This window comes from Rhodococcus sp. IEGM 1306 (genome assembly GCF_036541985.1).
GTDB lineage: Bacteria > Actinomycetota > Actinomycetes > Mycobacteriales > Mycobacteriaceae > Rhodococcus_F > Rhodococcus_F qingshengii.
This window is the reverse complement of the sequence record NZ_JAZHFF010000005.1, coordinates 146,814-160,844: the sequence shown is the minus strand read 5'-3', so window position 1 is coordinate 160,844 and position 14,031 is coordinate 146,814. Positions and strand designations below refer to the sequence as shown.

Below are 14,031 nucleotides of genomic sequence, written 5' to 3'. Positions count from 1 at the left end.
CGATCTTTTCACGAGTGGAAATCAGTGCAGTGGCGTGGTGCCCGGGTAGTCGAGTTCGACGAGGTCTTCACCGTGGGCGGTGAGGTCCTCCGCACCGAACTGGTAGACGGTCCGGAAAACGACGGGTTCCCATTCTTCGGCGTAGAAGTCCATCGTTTCGCAGAACCACTCCAACTGATCCTGTTGCTCGGACAGTAGAGAACCCGCGCCTCGGACCACAACTACATATCCGGCGCCGAGTCCGAGGACGTCGTCGAGATCGCGCATGACATCGTCGAAAGCGTCTTTGTTTCGCCCGAAGTGGGACGGAAACTGGAAGGCTGCCGCGAACTCGTCGAAGACCTGCGCCGTTGTTCGCATGTTCTCGCCGCGAACCACCCGAACGACAAAATTCTCGGCACGGAGTTGACGTGCAAGATCATCTGCAACGGCCGGGTCGCTCTGCAGGGCCACTGAAGCCACATCCGAAGACGGATCCAGCCACTGCGCCACGCTGACCGTAGACGAGTCGGACATCAGCGAATCCTCACAAACGTGTCGTAGTGATCGAGGGTGTACCACGCCGAACCGTCGTTGCCGGTGACGATTCGCTCGGCGTCGCGTCCTTGGCCGTTCTTCTTCGGGTTCACGTCCCATTCCTGATAGACGACACGTCCGCCACCGGCACCGACAGCGGGTAGACGTCCTTCGCTGTTGCGGAAGGTGATGCCGCCCTTGGTGCCCGGCGCATTGGCGGAATCCGGCCACCGTCCGGCGTCGATCTCCGCCAGCGTGGCGAGCACTCGTGCCGGCGCATCGGTGCTTGTCTGCTGCGTTGACTTGGCAGCGGAACTCGACGGCGCAGCCTTGGTGGTGGCGCCAGGCTTGGCTTGAACACTCGAGGACTGAACGCTCGAGGACTTCGTACCCGACGACGCCGAACTGTCGGAGTCACGTGAAGAAAGGGTGACCGCCAGCACGAGCGCAACCACCGCCACCACGACGGTGATGATGGCGTTGCGCGTCTTTGCGCTCGGCATTTTCAGACCTTCAGACATACGCGTCTCTATCGGTACGAGACGGTGACAGGCGCATGATCCGACCAACGGAGGTCGTAGGACTCAGCGCGTTCCACGAGCGCGACCTTGGCCCGCTCGGCGTATCCGCGAGTGGCAACCTGGTAATCGATACGCCAACCCGAATCGTTGTCGAATGCCTTTCCGCGGTACGACCACCACGAGTACGGGCCGTCGACACCCGGATGGAGGGTGCGGAAGATGTCCACCCACGCGGAATCTTCGGCGAACAGCAGATCCATCCAGGCGCGCTCCTCGGGGAGCAATCCCGAGGACTTCTTGTTGGTCTTCCAGTTCTTGAGGTCGAGTTCGGTGTGCGCGATGTTCCAATCGCCGCTGACCACCACGTGACGATCGGCAGCCTCGGCCGCTACAGCGGTGGAGGCGAGGTGCACTGCGAAGGATGCCATGAACCGCTCCTTCTCCTCCTGCTTCGGCGTGAGCGCCTCACCGGAGGGCAGGTACAGGCTCGCGACGGTCAGGTCGGCGAAGTCGGCTTCGATGTATCGACCGGCGTCGAGAAACTCGTCGTCCCCGTGACCGATCCGCACCGCGTCAGGTTCCGTGCGTGAAAGCACCGCGACTCCGTTGCGCCCCTTCGCGGACGGCTCGGCGGAGACCAGGAACCACCCGTTGCCGAGTGCCGGTTCGAGAGTCTCGCGAAGCTGGTCGTCCGACGCACGCGTTTCCTGAAGGCAGATGAAATCCGCCGACGTCTTCTCCAGCCAGTCGAGCATGCCCTTGCGGGCCGCTGCGCGAACGCCGTTGACGTTCACGGACGTGATGGTGTGGGGCGCAAGAATGTGGGAGTCAGCAGTTTGTGGCACGGCAAGCACCGTAGCCGATTCCACCGACGCGGATGGGCGCCCAGGTCAGCGCGCGGCCCTACGCTGCAGAATCACCGCTACCGCCAGCACGACGAGACCCGCGACGGCCAGCAACGACCCCACCGCTGCCGGCGCGGTGTACCCGTAACCGGCTGCGATGACGACGCCGCCGATCCACGCTCCGAAGGCGTTGGCGATGTTGAGTGCGGCGTGATTGAGAGACGCGGCCAAGGTCTGAGCATCCTCGGCGACATCCATCAACCGTGTCTGGAGGCCAGGCACCATCGACGACCCGGCGAGCCCGATGAGGAAGACGAAGACGAGCGCCGTGTACGGATTGCGCACGGCGATAACGAAGATCGCGAGGATGACCACGAGGGATCCCATCGACAGGAACAAGCCCTTCATCAGTGCGCGATCCGCGAGGTATCCACCGACGAAGTTGCCGGCCACCATGCCCAGTCCGTACAGCATGAGTGCGAGGGGAATGAACGAAGCGCCAAGCCCGGACACGTCGGTGAGAGTCGTACTGATGTAGGTGTAGACGGCAAACATCCCGCCGAATCCGACCATGCCCACGATCAGGGTCATCCACACCTGAACGCGGCCCAGCGCCCCGAGTTCGGTGATCGGATTCGTCACCGGTATGCCGTCCAAACGCGGAATCCAGACGAAGAGCGAAGCAACGGTTGCCACTCCGATCACCGCAACCAAGGCGAAGGCGCTGCGCCAGCCGAGTGCCTGGCCGATCCAGGCCGCGACCGGTACCCCGATCACGTTGGCCACGGAAAGACCCATCATCACCATGGCGACGGCCTTCGCGCGTTTTCCCGGTTCGGCCAGGTGAGCTGCGACCAGAGCGGCGACTCCGAAATACGCGCCGTGCGGCAATCCGGCGACGAAGCGGGCCATCATCAGCGTCGTGTACGAGGGCGCGAAAACCGAGGCGGCATTGCCGACGGTGAACGCGACCATGAGTGCGATCAACAGGGTGCGGCGCGGTACTCGTGCGGTGAGTGCAGCGATCAGCGGAGCGCCGACGACAACCCCGAGCGCGTACGCCGAGATCACGTGACCCGCGACGGGTTCCGAGACGCCGAGTCCGGATGCCATTTCCGGGAGCAACCCCATGGCGACGAACTCGGTTGTGCCGATACCGAAACCGCCGAGAGCGAGAGCGAGCATCGCCGGACCTCTGGCGGAAGAAACCCCGGGTGTCGAGGTGTCAGAACGGGAGAGGGTAGACGAAGTCACTGATCAATTGTGGTCTCACACCTGGTTGAACTTCCAAGTGAGAGCGGGTGAGTTCACTCACGTGAGACCGCGAACACAAATGGGACGCCCGGTTTCCCAGACGTCCCATTTGACAGGTGAAGCGGTGAATCTACTTCGCGGCCATGGCCTTCTGCAGGTTCACGTCGAGCGCGCCGAGGAACTCCTCGGTGGTCAAGTAGCCCTGATCGCCGCCGACCAGCATCGAGAGGTCCTTGGTCATCTGGCCGCTTTCGACGGTCTTGATGACAACGTCTTCGAGCGCCTGCGCGAAGCCGATGACCTCAGGGGTGCTGTCGAGCTTGCCACGGTGCTCGAGCCCGCGGGTCCACGCGAAGATGGACGCGATCGGGTTGGTCGAGGTGGGCTTGCCCTGCTGGTGCTGACGGTAGTGACGCGTCACGGTGCCGTGAGCAGCCTCTGCCTCACAGGTCTTTCCGTCCGGTGTCAGCAGAACCGACGTCATGAGGCCGAGCGAGCCGAAGCCCTGGGCCACGGTGTCGGACTGGACGTCGCCGTCGTAGTTCTTGCATGCCCAGACGTATCCGCCCTCCCACTTGAGAGCGGAAGCGACCATGTCGTCGATGAGGCGGTGCTCGTAGGTCAGACCTGCAGCATCGAACTCAGCCTTGAACTCGGTCTCGTAGACGTGCTGGAAGATGTCCTTGAAGGCACCGTCGTACGCCTTGAGAATGGTGTTCTTGGTGGACAGGTACACCGGGTAGTTCTGCTGCAGTCCGTAGGTGAGCGACGCGCGAGCGAAGTCACGGATGGACGTGGTGAAGTTGTACTGCCCCTGGACGACGCCGCCCTCTTCGGGGAAGTTGACCAGTTCGTGCTCGATCGGTGCGCTGCCGTCCTCAGGCGTGTAGGTGATCATCACCTTGCCGGGGCCGGGGACCTTGAAGTCTGTGGCGCGGTACTGGTCGCCGAATGCGTGACGGCCGATGATGATCGGCTTGGTCCAGCCCGGAACGAGTCGCGGAACGTTGGAGATGATGATCGGTGCGCGGAAGATCGTGCCGCCGAGAATGTTGCGGATCGTTCCGTTCGGGGAACGCCACATCTTCTTGAGACCGAATTCCTCGACACGTGCCTCGTCCGGCGTGATCGTGGCGCATTTGACGCCGACGCCGTGCTTCTGGATCGCGTGCGCTGCGTCGATGGTGACCTGGTCGTCGGTCTCGTCGCGGTACTCGATACCGAGGTCGTAGTACTCGAGGTTCACATCGAGATACGGATGGATCAACTTGTCTTTGATGAACTGCCAGATAATGCGCGTCATCTCATCGCCGTCGAGTTCGACGACGGTGCCCTCAACCTTGATTTTGGACATGGGTGCTTCGCGTCCTCCTAGGAAGTTTCCCTGGTTACACGGTTGCGGTCACACTTTGTGAGTGGGTCCGCGAACGGTTCGATTATCAAACCTAGACGGTGTGGACTGATCTCGGGAGATGAGTCCCAAACAAGACAAGCGTACTGCTAACCCGTGAGGCTGCAACCGGCAGGTCCACCCACCGGTCTCTACTCGCGAGTAACTTTTGCCTGCTAGTGGGCTGCGTCGCTCTGTCTCGCGTGCGGTCGCGGCTCACATTTCGCCCCGTGTCAGGACTGCGCTCACTTCCCGGTAGAATCCGACTTGGTCATGAGTGCCAGCGTCAAGCCCCGGCTCGCTGGACGGCAACCCTCCAACCGCGGTGGGGTGCCCCGGGTGATGACCAGGTTTCCCGACGTGGATCTGCTCACGCAGTTCCACCGCAATTCGGGTGACAAGCGCGGGTCCGACAGGGACGGACCCCAGACCGGGCCGAGCCCCACGGAGGTAACTCAGTATGTGTCGCACTTGTAGATAGACCCCAGCACGGGGCGGCGATCCTTCGCCCCCGTCCGACATCTATCCGTCAGACCACTGGAGTGAACAAATCATGACCGACAACACAGCCGACGCCGCAGCAACTTCTGATCCGACCGCCAACTGGTCGTTCGAGACAAAGCAGGTGCACGCCGGGCAAACAGCGGACACCGCCACCAATGCGCGCGCTCTGCCGATCTACCAGACCACCAGCTACGTCTTCGACAGCACCGATCACGCTGCGGCACTGTTCGGCCTCGCCGAGCCGGGCAACATCTACACGCGGATCATGAATCCCACACAGGACGCCGTCGAGCAGCGCATCGCCGCCCTCGAAGGCGGAGTCGCCGCACTCCTGCTGTCCTCGGGTCAGGCTGCCGAGACCATCGCGATCCTCAACATTGCCGAGGCCGGCGACCACATCGTCTCCAGCCCGTACCTGTACGGCGGCACGTACAACCTCCTGCATTACACGCTTCGCAAGCTGGGCATCGAAGTCACGTTCGTCGAGGATCCCGACGATCTCGAGCAATGGCGCGACGCCATTCGCCCGAACACGAAGGCCTTCTACGGCGAGACGATCGCCAATCCCAAGAACCACATCCTCGATCTCCCAGGAATCTCGTCGTTGGCCCACGAGAACGGTCTCCCGTTGATCGTGGACAACACCGTTGCGACGCCGTACCTGCTCCGCCCACTCGAGCACGGCGCCGACATCGTCGTTCACTCCGCCACCAAATACCTTGGCGGACACGGCACAGCGATCGCCGGCGTCATCGTCGACGGTGGCACCTTCGACTGGACGCAGGGTCGCCACACGAACTTCACGACACCTGATCCCAGCTACCACGGCGTCACCTTCGCAGACCTCGGCGCGCCGGCATTTGCACTCAAGGCGCGCGTCCAGCTGCTGCGCGATCTCGGCTCCGCCGTGGCGCCCTTCAACGCGTTCCTCATCGCGCAGGGCATCGAAACCTTGAGCCTGCGCATCGAGCGTCACGTGTCCAATGCACAGAAGGTCGCCGAATTCCTCGACGGCCACGGCCAGGTGGCCTCCGTTTCCTACGCGGGACTCCCGTCCTCACCATGGTTCGAACGCGGAAAGCAGCTGACGCCCAAGGGAACCGGCGCCATCGTCACCTTCGAACTGCCCGGCGGTATCGATGCGGGCAAGACATTCGTCAACGCCCTGACGCTGCACAGCCACGTCGCCAACATCGGTGACGTTCGCTCACTCGTCATCCACCCCGCCTCGACGACGCACTCGCAGCTCACCCCCGAAGAGCAGCTAGCCTCCGGTGTCACACCCGGGCTCGTCCGCCTCGCGGTCGGCATCGAAGGAATCGACGACATCCTCGCCGATCTCACCGTCGGCCTGGCTGCGGTGGCAAACTCGTGACCGTGAACGAATTGGAGCCCAGGATCGACCTCCTCCCCCCGCCCGACGGCCAGGTGGGGTTCGTCGACATCGGTGCCTTGGAACTCGAGAGCGGCGCGGTACTCCCATCGGTTTCGCTCGCCGTTCAGCGGTGGGGTGAGCTGTCCCCGAACCGCGACAACGTCGTACTCGTCGAGCACGCACTGACCGGAGACTCACACGTCACCGGACCGATCTCCGCAAATCAGCCCTCCCCCGGCTGGTGGAACGGAATGGTCGGCGCCGGCGAACCGATCGACACGGGCGAATGGTGCGTCATCGCAACCAATGTCCTCGGTGGTTGTCGCGGCACGACCGGTCCCAGTTCGCTGGCCGACGACGGCAAGCCGTGGGGCAGCAGGTTCCCGGAGATTTCCATCCGGGATCAGATCGCAGCGGAGAAGAAGCTCGTCGATCTTCTCGGGATCGACCAGTTGGCCTCGGTAGTCGGCGGATCCATGGGCGGCATGCGCACGCTCGAATGGGCAGTAACCTACCCGGACAGCATTCGCTCCGCGTTGGTGCTCGCAACCGGTTCACGGGCCACTGCGGATCAGATCGGCACCCAGACGACGCAGATCGCTGCCATCGTGTCCGACCCGGACTGGCAGGGCGGTGACTACCACGGAACGGGGCGGGTACCTCGCGCCGGACTCGGCATCGCCCGCCGTATCGCGCACCTGACGTACCGCACCGAGTCCGAACTGGACGCGCGCTTCGAGAACTCTGCTCAGAACGACGAAAACCCTTGGAACGGTGGACGATACGCCGTACAGAGTTACCTGGAACATCAGGCAGACAAGCTCGTCGACCGCTTCGACCCGAGTACGTACGTCCTCCTGACCGAGGCCATGAACCGGCACGACATCGGTCGTGGACGCGGCGGCGTTGCGGCGGCGTTGGCATCGATCACAGCGCCGGTCGTCGTGGGCGGCGTGGACTCGGATCGGCTGTATCCCCTTCGTTTGCAGGAGGAGATCGCCGACGGCATTTCCACGTGCTCCGGCCTCGAGATCCTCAAGTCCAAGGACGGCCACGACGGCTTCCTGACGGAGGCGGACGCTGTCGCCGGACTGCTGCGCCGAACGATGGAGTTCGCACGCACGGCCCGCTGATCCGGCACAGAGCCACATTTTCAGGATCCGTCAATGTCGGGAAAACCACAGCTGATCTGCAGGTTTTCCCGACATTTTCATTGGCGTACCCGAGCTGGCGCGGCTAGCATCGGCGAACGTGAATCAGCCATGCTCGACGCGCCTGCAGGCTACGTACATTCCCGAGCACATGTCGTTCGCGTTCTGGGGTGATGCAGACCCGGAAGCGCGACTGGCGGAGCTGGGGATGCCGACCGGGTCGCCGGGCATCTGCCGCCTCGCGATCCCGGTCCACGAGTCGATCGCAGCAACCGACGTCGAAGCGCAACTGCTCGACCTCGCCACCGCGATCGACGCCCTGCACACCCTCGATGCACGTCGCGACGACCTCGGACCGTCGTTGCTCGCATGGAAGCGCGTCGTCGACACCGGCGCACATGACATTCCGACCGCAGCGCATGCCGCGATCGAGCGCGACGACACGAAAATCAGAAGCGCCCGGTCCACGGTGCGGTTGTTCACGGAAGCGCGCGTGGCAATCGAGAGTCTTCACCGGGCAAATATTCAGGCGACATTGCGCCCGTATCAAGTGCACGGAGTTGCCTGGTTGACTGCGCTGTCGGGTTCGGGCGGTGGAATTCTCGCCGACGAGATGGGTTTGGGCAAGACACTGCAAGCGATTTCGATGATCGCGATCCGCGCGGACGACGGTCCACATCTAGTCGTGTGTCCCACCTCGGTGATAGGAAACTGGCGCCGCGAGATCGAGCGATTCGCTCCGCACCTGCCACTGCACGTTCATCACGGAACCGCTCGCGCACTTCCCACTCGTATCCCCGCCGGCACCACGGTTCTGACCAGCTACAGCGTCTTACGTTCCGACACAGCCCAATTGGCGCCGATCCAGTGGAGTTCGGCGACCTTCGACGAGGCGCAACAGATCAAGAACCCCGCTTCCCTCGCTGCGAAAGCAGCAATGCAGTTGTCGGCCGACGTCAAGGTGGCGATGACGGGCACGCCGGTGGAGAACCGCCTCGAAGAATTGTGGTCGCTCTTTCGCGTCGCCAATCCCGAAGTCCTCGGAACTCGCGCACGTTTTCGCCAACGGTTTGCCGTACCGATCGAATCCGGTCGATCCGCCACCGCGGCGACCAGGCTTGCTGCGGTCATCGATCCTTTCATTCTGCGCAGAACCAAAGACACAGTGGCCAAGGATCTTCCGCCCAAGCAATTCTCCACAGTCTCGTGCACTCTGACGTCGGAACAAGCGCGCATCTATCGGTCTGCTGTAGCAGATGCTTTCGACACCGGTTTGGGTACGGGAATTGCCCGGCGCGGCAACATCCTTGCGCTTCTGACCACCCTCAAGCAGGTATGCAATCACCCGGCGCAGGTCACCGGCGATACGGATGACCTTTACGGAAGATCCGGAAAGCTCGACCGCGCAACGGAAATGATCGCCGAGATCGTCGATGACGGCGATCGCGCGCTGATATTCACGCAGTACCGGACGATGGGCGAGATGCTCTCGCGGCATCTGGGATCCGAGTTGGGAATCGGCGCAATCCCCTTCCTCCATGGCGGCCTGAACACCGACAAGCGAGACGGGATGGTCGACGCGTTCCAGAACGACGCGGATTCCCCGCCGGTTCTGATTCTGAGCCTGCGAGCCGCAGGCTTCGGCCTCAACCTCACGCGTGCGAGTCACGTCGTGCATTACGACCGGTGGTGGAATCCGGCCGTCGAAGATCAGGCAACCGACCGGGCACACCGCATCGGCCAGAAGCGCACCGTCAACGTCCACACCTTGGTGACCGGCGGAACCGTCGAGGATCACATCGCAGCGATGCACGAGTCCAAACGAGCTGTGGCCGATGCTGTTTCCGGGAACGTCGAGGCCTCGCTGGCCGATCTCCCCGACACCGAACTGCGTGAACTTCTCGAACTGGACGGCGCGGTGATCATCTGATGGCCAACGAATTCGGCGTCACCGCTTGGGGTCGAGCGTGGCTGCGGACGGTGGAGCGGACCGCGGCGTCCGGTCCGAACCCGTCCCTGCCGACGGCTCGCACCCTGGCACGCAACGGTTCCCTGGAGTTCACCGTCGTCTCGTCGGGGACCGTCGTCGCCGAGGTGAGCACCAAGGCAAAAACTTCGTCAGTGACGATTGGTGTCCCGCTCTGGACCAAATCCGAGATCGCTGCAGTGAAGAGCCTTCTCCGTTCGGCTGGAAAGGCGAACAGATCCGTCTCCACCGGCGAACTGCCGGACAGCATCGTCACCGAACTGCAGGCTCGAAATATCGCAGTAGCCGTTGATCTTTCGGAGTGCACTGCCAGCTGCGACTGCTCAGGTAGACGCTCGCCGTGCGTTCACCATCTCGCCGCGATCTACGCCCTCGCCGGGCGAATCGACGAGGAACCTGCACTTGCGGTGACGTTACGGAGTGCACCGGTCAAGGCTGGAAAGAAGTCGACATCCACACATTCGCCGGAGTGGATCCCTTTGAGTGATATCAACATCCGCTCGTTCTACGGGGACTGATCTTCTCAGTCGGTACCGAGCGGATCGATGGTCAGGGCGAGCGTCGCGATCAGCACACCCATAACGCCCATCGCCGCAGTGTCGAAGACCCTTCCACGCACCGCGAGCAATCCCACACGGTTCTCGGGAACGAACCACCGAGCGGCAGCTCCGATGATGACGGCAACACCGAAGACGAGGGCGCCGCGGCGCCACCGGTCGGCCAGCACGAGAACAACCGCTGCCGCGATCACGGCGAGGACCGCGAGCATGGGCAGATTCTTCTTCGCGAGGCCGACCAGTGAGGACATCGGACTCAGGCCTCGGCCAGAACCCGCTCGGCGCGCTCGACCACGTTGGTGATCAGGAACGCGCGGGTCAGCGGTCCGACACCACCGGGGTTGGGTGAGACGAAGCCGGCGACCTCGTTGACGTCGGCTGCGACGTCGCCGCGCAGGCCGTCGTCGGTGCGGCTGACGCCGACGTCGAGGACCGCTGCTCCGGGCTTGACCATGTCCGCGGTGATGAGGCCGGGAACGCCGGCGGCGGCGACGATGATGTCGGCGCGGCGAACCTCGGCTGCGAGATCGCGGGTACCGGTGTGGCAGAGCGTTACCGTCGCGTTTTCGCTACGACGCGTCAGCAGCAATCCGATCGGGCGACCGACTGTGACGCCTCGTCCGACTACCACCACGTGTGCGCCTGCAACAGGGACCTCGTAGCGACGCAGGAGATGCAGGATTCCGCGCGGGGTGCACGGCAGCGGGGCTTCCTTGCCCAACACCAGTCGACCGAGGTTGACCGGGTGCAAGCCGTCGGCATCCTTGTCGGGGTCGATACGCTCGAGGGCCGCGTTCTCGTCGAGATGCTTGGGAAGCGGCAACTGCACGATGTAGCCGGTGCACTCGGGATTGGCATTGAGTTCGTCGATCGTCGCGTTGAGCTGTTCCTGCGTGATGTCGGCAGGCAGGTCACGTCGCAAGGAATTGATACCGACCTTGGCGCAGTCGTTGTGCTTGCCGCGCACGTAGGCCGCGGATCCGGGGTCGTCGCCCACCAGGATGGTGCCCAAGCCGGGTGTGATGCCCTCTGCCTTCAGAGCGCTCACCCGCACCTTCAGGTCTTCGAAGATTTCGTCGCGGGTAGCTTTGCCGTCGAGGATCGTTGCAGTCACGGCGACCATTGTTCCAGGTTAGGGTCGATGAGTGACAACGGCTCCGGAACTACGCGGCCCGAGGGTGCTCCTCTCCCCCGTCTCGCCCGACCATCACGCTCGTCTGCGGGCAATTCACCTGCACCCGGACGTCGTGCAGTGGTGGCAGAATCCCGACGACGACTGGCCTGCGGCGCCGGAGGCCGGCACCACGCGCTACAGCATCTTCTACGACGACCACTTGATCGGCTTCATCCAGTGGTACGAAGCGGAAGACAACCCCGACTTCCGCCACGCCGGTCTCGACTTGTTCCTCGATCCCGACTTTCACAGCAAAGGGTTCGGCCGCGAATCGATACGGGTGCTGTGTGCCCATCTGATCGACGACCTCGCATTTCACCGTCTTGTCATCGACCCGGAAGTCGACAACTCCGTCGCCATCGCTTGCTACCGATCAGTGGGCTTCAAGGACGTCGGGGTGATGCGCGAGTACTCGCGAGATCGCCACGGTAAGTGGAAGGACGGCCTGCTGATGGATCTGCTCGCACGGGAATTCATCCGCTGATCGACAGGCCCCGGCCCGAGAGGACAGACATCATGTTGCTGGACAAGGAATTCACGGCCACCTTGCAGAAGAGTGACGCCAAGGGTGGGTGGACCTACGTCATCTGGCCGGAGTCCGCCGAGTTCTTCGGCACCCGCGGCCTGGTCAAGGTTCGCGGGACGATCGACGGACATCCGTTCCAGAGTTCGTTCATGGCCTTGGGAGACGGCAACCACAAGCTGCCGGTCAAAGCCGATCTCCGCAAAGCCATCGGCAAGGAGGCGGGCGAACTGGTGACCGTGCACCTCGAGGAGCGCGTGCAGAGCTAGGCGCTACTACTTCATGTCGACGACAAGACCGTGCGCCGACGCATAAGCCACGGCCTGCATCAACTCGATCTGCGCGTTTCCGACAGACGCGGACGTCCACAGACTCGGGTCGATCCGCGCACCGCGCAGGTCTGCACCTTCGAGTTTGAGTCCACCCGTGCGAGCACCGGACAGATCCGCCGACGCCAGAACCGCGCCCCGCATGTCGGCCCGAACCAAGTTCGCTTCACGGAAGCGGCACGAGGTGAAGTCGATCTTCCTCAAGTCCGCCCCGCCCAGTGAGGTCAACGAGAAGTCGACTTCATCGAGCGTCAACGGCCGGATACGGCAACCGTCGAACGTCGAACCGAGCAGACTGCAGTTTCGGAACGTGCTGTGCCACAGGCTGGTCCGAGCAAAATTGCAGGAGCGAAATGCAGTTCCCGTGTGCACGGACTCCCCCAGATCGGTACCGGTGAAATCACAGTCCGTGAACACCACCGACTCCGTCGTGAGTCCGGTGAGGTCGGCGTCTCGGAAATTGCAGTTGGTGAAAGTGCGCTGACGCCACTTCTGCCCTGCCAGCCGCGCGTCTGAATAGTCTTCGCCGACGACGTCGTCGGATTCTTCGGGGAGCATGTCGTCCATACTGCCCCGCCGCACCGACACCGGTTCAGCGCCCCTGATGGCAGCAGACAATCAGCCGGCCGACACCCAGCGATCTCGTCCGTCGCTACCAATCCCACATACCATCGCTCTGCCCTTTGTCGTCACGCCTGTTGCTCCAGGCGTCGAACAGAATGATCCCGGATTTACCGTTCCTCCCGACGGTTTCGGAGGAACGTAGGCGGGTTCCGTTGTCTTCGGCGGCGTGTACGCCGGGGCGGGCGGAACGTACGGCGTAGTCGTGGTCTCCGGGACCTGCGGAACCAGCGGCACGATCGCCACGGTTGTCGTCGTCGGCGGCACGATCGTTGTCGTCGTCGGCACGAGGGACGAAGTCGTGGTCTTCGTCGTCGACGGGACAGTGCTCTTGGTTGTCGTCGCAGCAGTTGTCGTCGCAGCAACTGTCGTCGAAGAGGTCGCAGCAGGCGTCGTTGATTCTTCCGACTTGCCCGCTCCCGTTGCCGCGGCGATGGCAACCAGCCCCACGACTGCTGCGCCGGCGATCCACGGCCACTTACGCCGCGTCTTGCCTTCCTCGGCGTTTGCGTCCGGCACTGCCGATCCGGGTGCACCGAAGACCTGCGTGGGAGTGCCGAAAGCCTGAGTGGGTGCGTCGACGCCCTTGGGCCGTGTCTGCGCGGTCCACTGCTGACCGTCCCAGTAACGGTCGATCGTGGGGTCGAAGGGGTCGGGGTTCCAACCGGCGGGAGGGTTCATCAAAATGTCCGTTCTGCGAAGAGTGCCGGAAATAGGTTCGCACGGACTGGCCGGTTTGTTACCAATTCGCCCACACTCTTCGACTGCCCTTCTCACGGACGCGGGCGCCGCTGGGCCGCCCGGTACAGTTCCTCGAGTGTTCCGAGTGATGTTCCACGAGCCCCGCATCCCACCCAACACCGGAAACGCGATCCGCATGGTCGCGGGCACCGGTTGCGAACTGCACCTGGTCGGCCCTCTCGGGTTCGACCTGTCGGAGCCGAAGCTCAAGCGCGCAGGCTTGGATTACCACGATCTGGCTACTGTCACGGTCCACGAGAACCTGGCCGCTGCCTGGGACGCCGTCACTCCCGCTCGCGTGTTCGCCTTCACCGCGCACGCGACCACGTCGTATGCCGACATCGCCTACCAACCCGGCGACGTCCTGCTGTTCGGGCCCGAACCCACCGGACTATCCGAAGAAGTACTGGCGGACGAACACGTCACCGAGCGCCTGCGTATCCCGATGCTTCCCGGACGCCGGTCCCTCAACCTCTCCAACGCTGCCGCCCTCGTGACGTACGAGGCCTGGCGCCAGCACGGGTTCAAGGGCGCAGTCTGACC

At 63.3% G+C, this 14,031-nt stretch carries 16 protein-coding genes and 1 riboswitch; of the genes, 7 read left to right on the top strand and 9 right to left on the bottom strand.

What is annotated here, in order from left to right; all coding sequences use genetic code 11:
* Positions 1-21: 21 nt before the first annotated feature.
* The 5 genes from V3587_RS16195 to V3587_RS16175 form a co-directional block, all read right to left on the bottom strand.
* Complete coding sequence (locus V3587_RS16195) at positions 22-516, bottom strand: barstar family protein (RefSeq protein WP_030535081.1); 495 nt, start codon at positions 514-516, stop codon at positions 22-24.
* Positions 516-1,019 carry a ribonuclease domain-containing protein gene (locus tag V3587_RS16190; protein WP_283376949.1) on the bottom strand — a complete coding sequence of 168 codons (504 nt, stop codon included), beginning with the start codon at positions 1,017-1,019 and terminating at the stop codon, positions 516-518. Before V3587_RS16190 ends, V3587_RS16195 begins: the two co-directional genes overlap by 1 nt.
* Before the next feature lie 26 nt (positions 1,020-1,045).
* The gene (locus V3587_RS16185) at positions 1,046-1,891 is read right to left on the bottom strand and encodes an exodeoxyribonuclease III (protein WP_283377086.1); all 846 of its coding nucleotides are present in this window, start codon (positions 1,889-1,891) and stop codon (positions 1,046-1,048) included.
* A 36-nt stretch (positions 1,892-1,927) separates the two neighbouring features.
* A complete protein-coding gene (locus tag V3587_RS16180) occupies positions 1,928-3,067 on the bottom strand; it encodes an MFS transporter (RefSeq protein ID WP_283377085.1) in 1,140 nt (379 codons plus the stop codon).
* A gap of 199 nt (positions 3,068-3,266) precedes the next feature.
* A complete protein-coding gene (locus V3587_RS16175) occupies positions 3,267-4,490 on the bottom strand; it encodes an NADP-dependent isocitrate dehydrogenase (RefSeq protein WP_003940772.1) in 1,224 nt (407 codons plus the stop codon).
* A gap of 305 nt (positions 4,491-4,795) precedes the next feature.
* Positions 4,796-4,936: riboswitch (SAM riboswitch) on the top strand.
* Positions 4,937-5,079: 143 nt separating this feature from the next.
* Here V3587_RS16175 and V3587_RS16170 point away from each other — a divergent pair.
* From V3587_RS16170 to V3587_RS16155, 4 genes are all read left to right on the top strand, one after another.
* On the top strand, positions 5,080-6,405 hold the full coding sequence (locus tag V3587_RS16170; protein ID WP_283376948.1) for a bifunctional o-acetylhomoserine/o-acetylserine sulfhydrylase: 1,326 nt from the start codon (positions 5,080-5,082) through the stop codon (positions 6,403-6,405).
* A complete protein-coding gene (gene metX, locus V3587_RS16165; protein ID WP_124566485.1) occupies positions 6,402-7,538 on the top strand; it encodes a homoserine O-acetyltransferase MetX in 1,137 nt (378 codons plus the stop codon). Before V3587_RS16170 ends, metX begins: the two co-directional genes overlap by 4 nt.
* A gap of 118 nt (positions 7,539-7,656) precedes the next feature.
* The gene (locus V3587_RS16160) at positions 7,657-9,486 is read left to right on the top strand and encodes a DEAD/DEAH box helicase (protein WP_283376947.1); all 1,830 of its coding nucleotides are present in this window, start codon (positions 7,657-7,659) and stop codon (positions 9,484-9,486) included.
* Positions 9,486-10,061 (top strand): hypothetical protein, encoded by a 576-nt coding sequence (locus V3587_RS16155; protein ID WP_283376946.1) that lies wholly within the window; start codon positions 9,486-9,488, stop codon positions 10,059-10,061. Before V3587_RS16160 ends, V3587_RS16155 begins: the two co-directional genes overlap by 1 nt.
* A 5-nt stretch (positions 10,062-10,066) precedes the next feature.
* Here the strand turns inward: V3587_RS16155 and V3587_RS16150 are convergent, their stop codons facing one another.
* Together V3587_RS16150 and V3587_RS16145 are read right to left on the bottom strand one after the other, a co-directional pair.
* Positions 10,067-10,351: a DUF3017 domain-containing protein gene (locus tag V3587_RS16150; RefSeq protein ID WP_003940740.1), complete on the bottom strand. Its 285-nt coding sequence runs from the start codon at positions 10,349-10,351 to the stop codon at positions 10,067-10,069.
* A 5-nt stretch (positions 10,352-10,356) separates the two neighbouring features.
* Entirely contained in the window at positions 10,357-11,214 is an 858-nt protein-coding gene (locus V3587_RS16145; protein ID WP_283376945.1) for a bifunctional methylenetetrahydrofolate dehydrogenase/methenyltetrahydrofolate cyclohydrolase, read from the bottom strand.
* Between the two features lie 31 nt (positions 11,215-11,245).
* On the opposite strand from V3587_RS16145, the gene V3587_RS16140 reads away from it, so the two are divergent.
* Both V3587_RS16140 and V3587_RS16135 read left to right on the top strand, forming a co-directional pair.
* A complete protein-coding gene (locus V3587_RS16140) occupies positions 11,246-11,758 on the top strand; it encodes a GNAT family N-acetyltransferase (RefSeq protein ID WP_234036789.1) in 513 nt (170 codons plus the stop codon).
* A 32-nt stretch (positions 11,759-11,790) separates the two neighbouring features.
* Complete coding sequence (locus V3587_RS16135; RefSeq protein WP_124566488.1) at positions 11,791-12,066, top strand: DUF1905 domain-containing protein; 276 nt, start codon at positions 11,791-11,793, stop codon at positions 12,064-12,066.
* A 6-nt stretch (positions 12,067-12,072) separates the two neighbouring features.
* On the opposite strand, the gene V3587_RS16130 is transcribed toward V3587_RS16135, so the two are convergent.
* Together V3587_RS16130 and V3587_RS16125 are read right to left on the bottom strand one after the other, a co-directional pair.
* Positions 12,073-12,693: a pentapeptide repeat-containing protein gene (locus V3587_RS16130; protein ID WP_283376944.1), complete on the bottom strand. Its 621-nt coding sequence runs from the start codon at positions 12,691-12,693 to the stop codon at positions 12,073-12,075.
* A gap of 51 nt (positions 12,694-12,744) precedes the next feature.
* Positions 12,745-13,428, bottom strand: coding sequence for a DUF2510 domain-containing protein (locus V3587_RS16125; RefSeq protein WP_283376943.1), 684 nt, complete (start codon positions 13,426-13,428; stop codon positions 12,745-12,747).
* A gap of 136 nt (positions 13,429-13,564) precedes the next feature.
* On the opposite strand from V3587_RS16125, the gene V3587_RS16120 reads away from it, so the two are divergent.
* Positions 13,565-14,029 carry a tRNA (cytidine(34)-2'-O)-methyltransferase gene (locus tag V3587_RS16120; RefSeq protein WP_095968980.1) on the top strand — a complete coding sequence of 155 codons (465 nt, stop codon included), beginning with the start codon at positions 13,565-13,567 and terminating at the stop codon, positions 14,027-14,029.
* The last annotated feature ends 2 nt before the right edge of the window (positions 14,030-14,031 follow it).

What these genes read in the sequence shown, in the direction of transcription:
- V3587_RS16195 (WP_030535081.1), bottom strand. Translation starts at nt 516, where the DNA reads ATGTCCGACTCGTCTACGGTCAGCGTGGCGCAGTGGCTGGATCCGTCT.
- V3587_RS16190 (WP_283376949.1), bottom strand. Translation starts at nt 1,019, where the DNA reads ATGCCGAGCGCAAAGACGCGCAACGCCATCATCACCGTCGTGGTGGCG.
- V3587_RS16180 (WP_283377085.1), bottom strand. Translation starts at nt 3,067, where the DNA reads ATGCTCGCTCTCGCTCTCGGCGGTTTCGGTATCGGCACAACCGAGTTC.
- V3587_RS16175 (WP_003940772.1), bottom strand. Translation starts at nt 4,490, where the DNA reads ATGTCCAAAATCAAGGTTGAGGGCACCGTCGTCGAACTCGACGGCGAT.
- V3587_RS16170 (WP_283376948.1), top strand. Translation starts at nt 5,080, where the DNA reads ATGACCGACAACACAGCCGACGCCGCAGCAACTTCTGATCCGACCGCC.
- V3587_RS16155 (WP_283376946.1), top strand. Translation starts at nt 9,486, where the DNA reads ATGGCCAACGAATTCGGCGTCACCGCTTGGGGTCGAGCGTGGCTGCGG.
- V3587_RS16150 (WP_003940740.1), bottom strand. Translation starts at nt 10,351, where the DNA reads ATGTCCTCACTGGTCGGCCTCGCGAAGAAGAATCTGCCCATGCTCGCG.
- V3587_RS16135 (WP_124566488.1), top strand. Translation starts at nt 11,791, where the DNA reads ATGTTGCTGGACAAGGAATTCACGGCCACCTTGCAGAAGAGTGACGCC.
- V3587_RS16130 (WP_283376944.1), bottom strand. Translation starts at nt 12,693, where the DNA reads ATGGACGACATGCTCCCCGAAGAATCCGACGACGTCGTCGGCGAAGAC.
- V3587_RS16125 (WP_283376943.1), bottom strand. Translation starts at nt 13,428, where the DNA reads ATGAACCCTCCCGCCGGTTGGAACCCCGACCCCTTCGACCCCACGATC.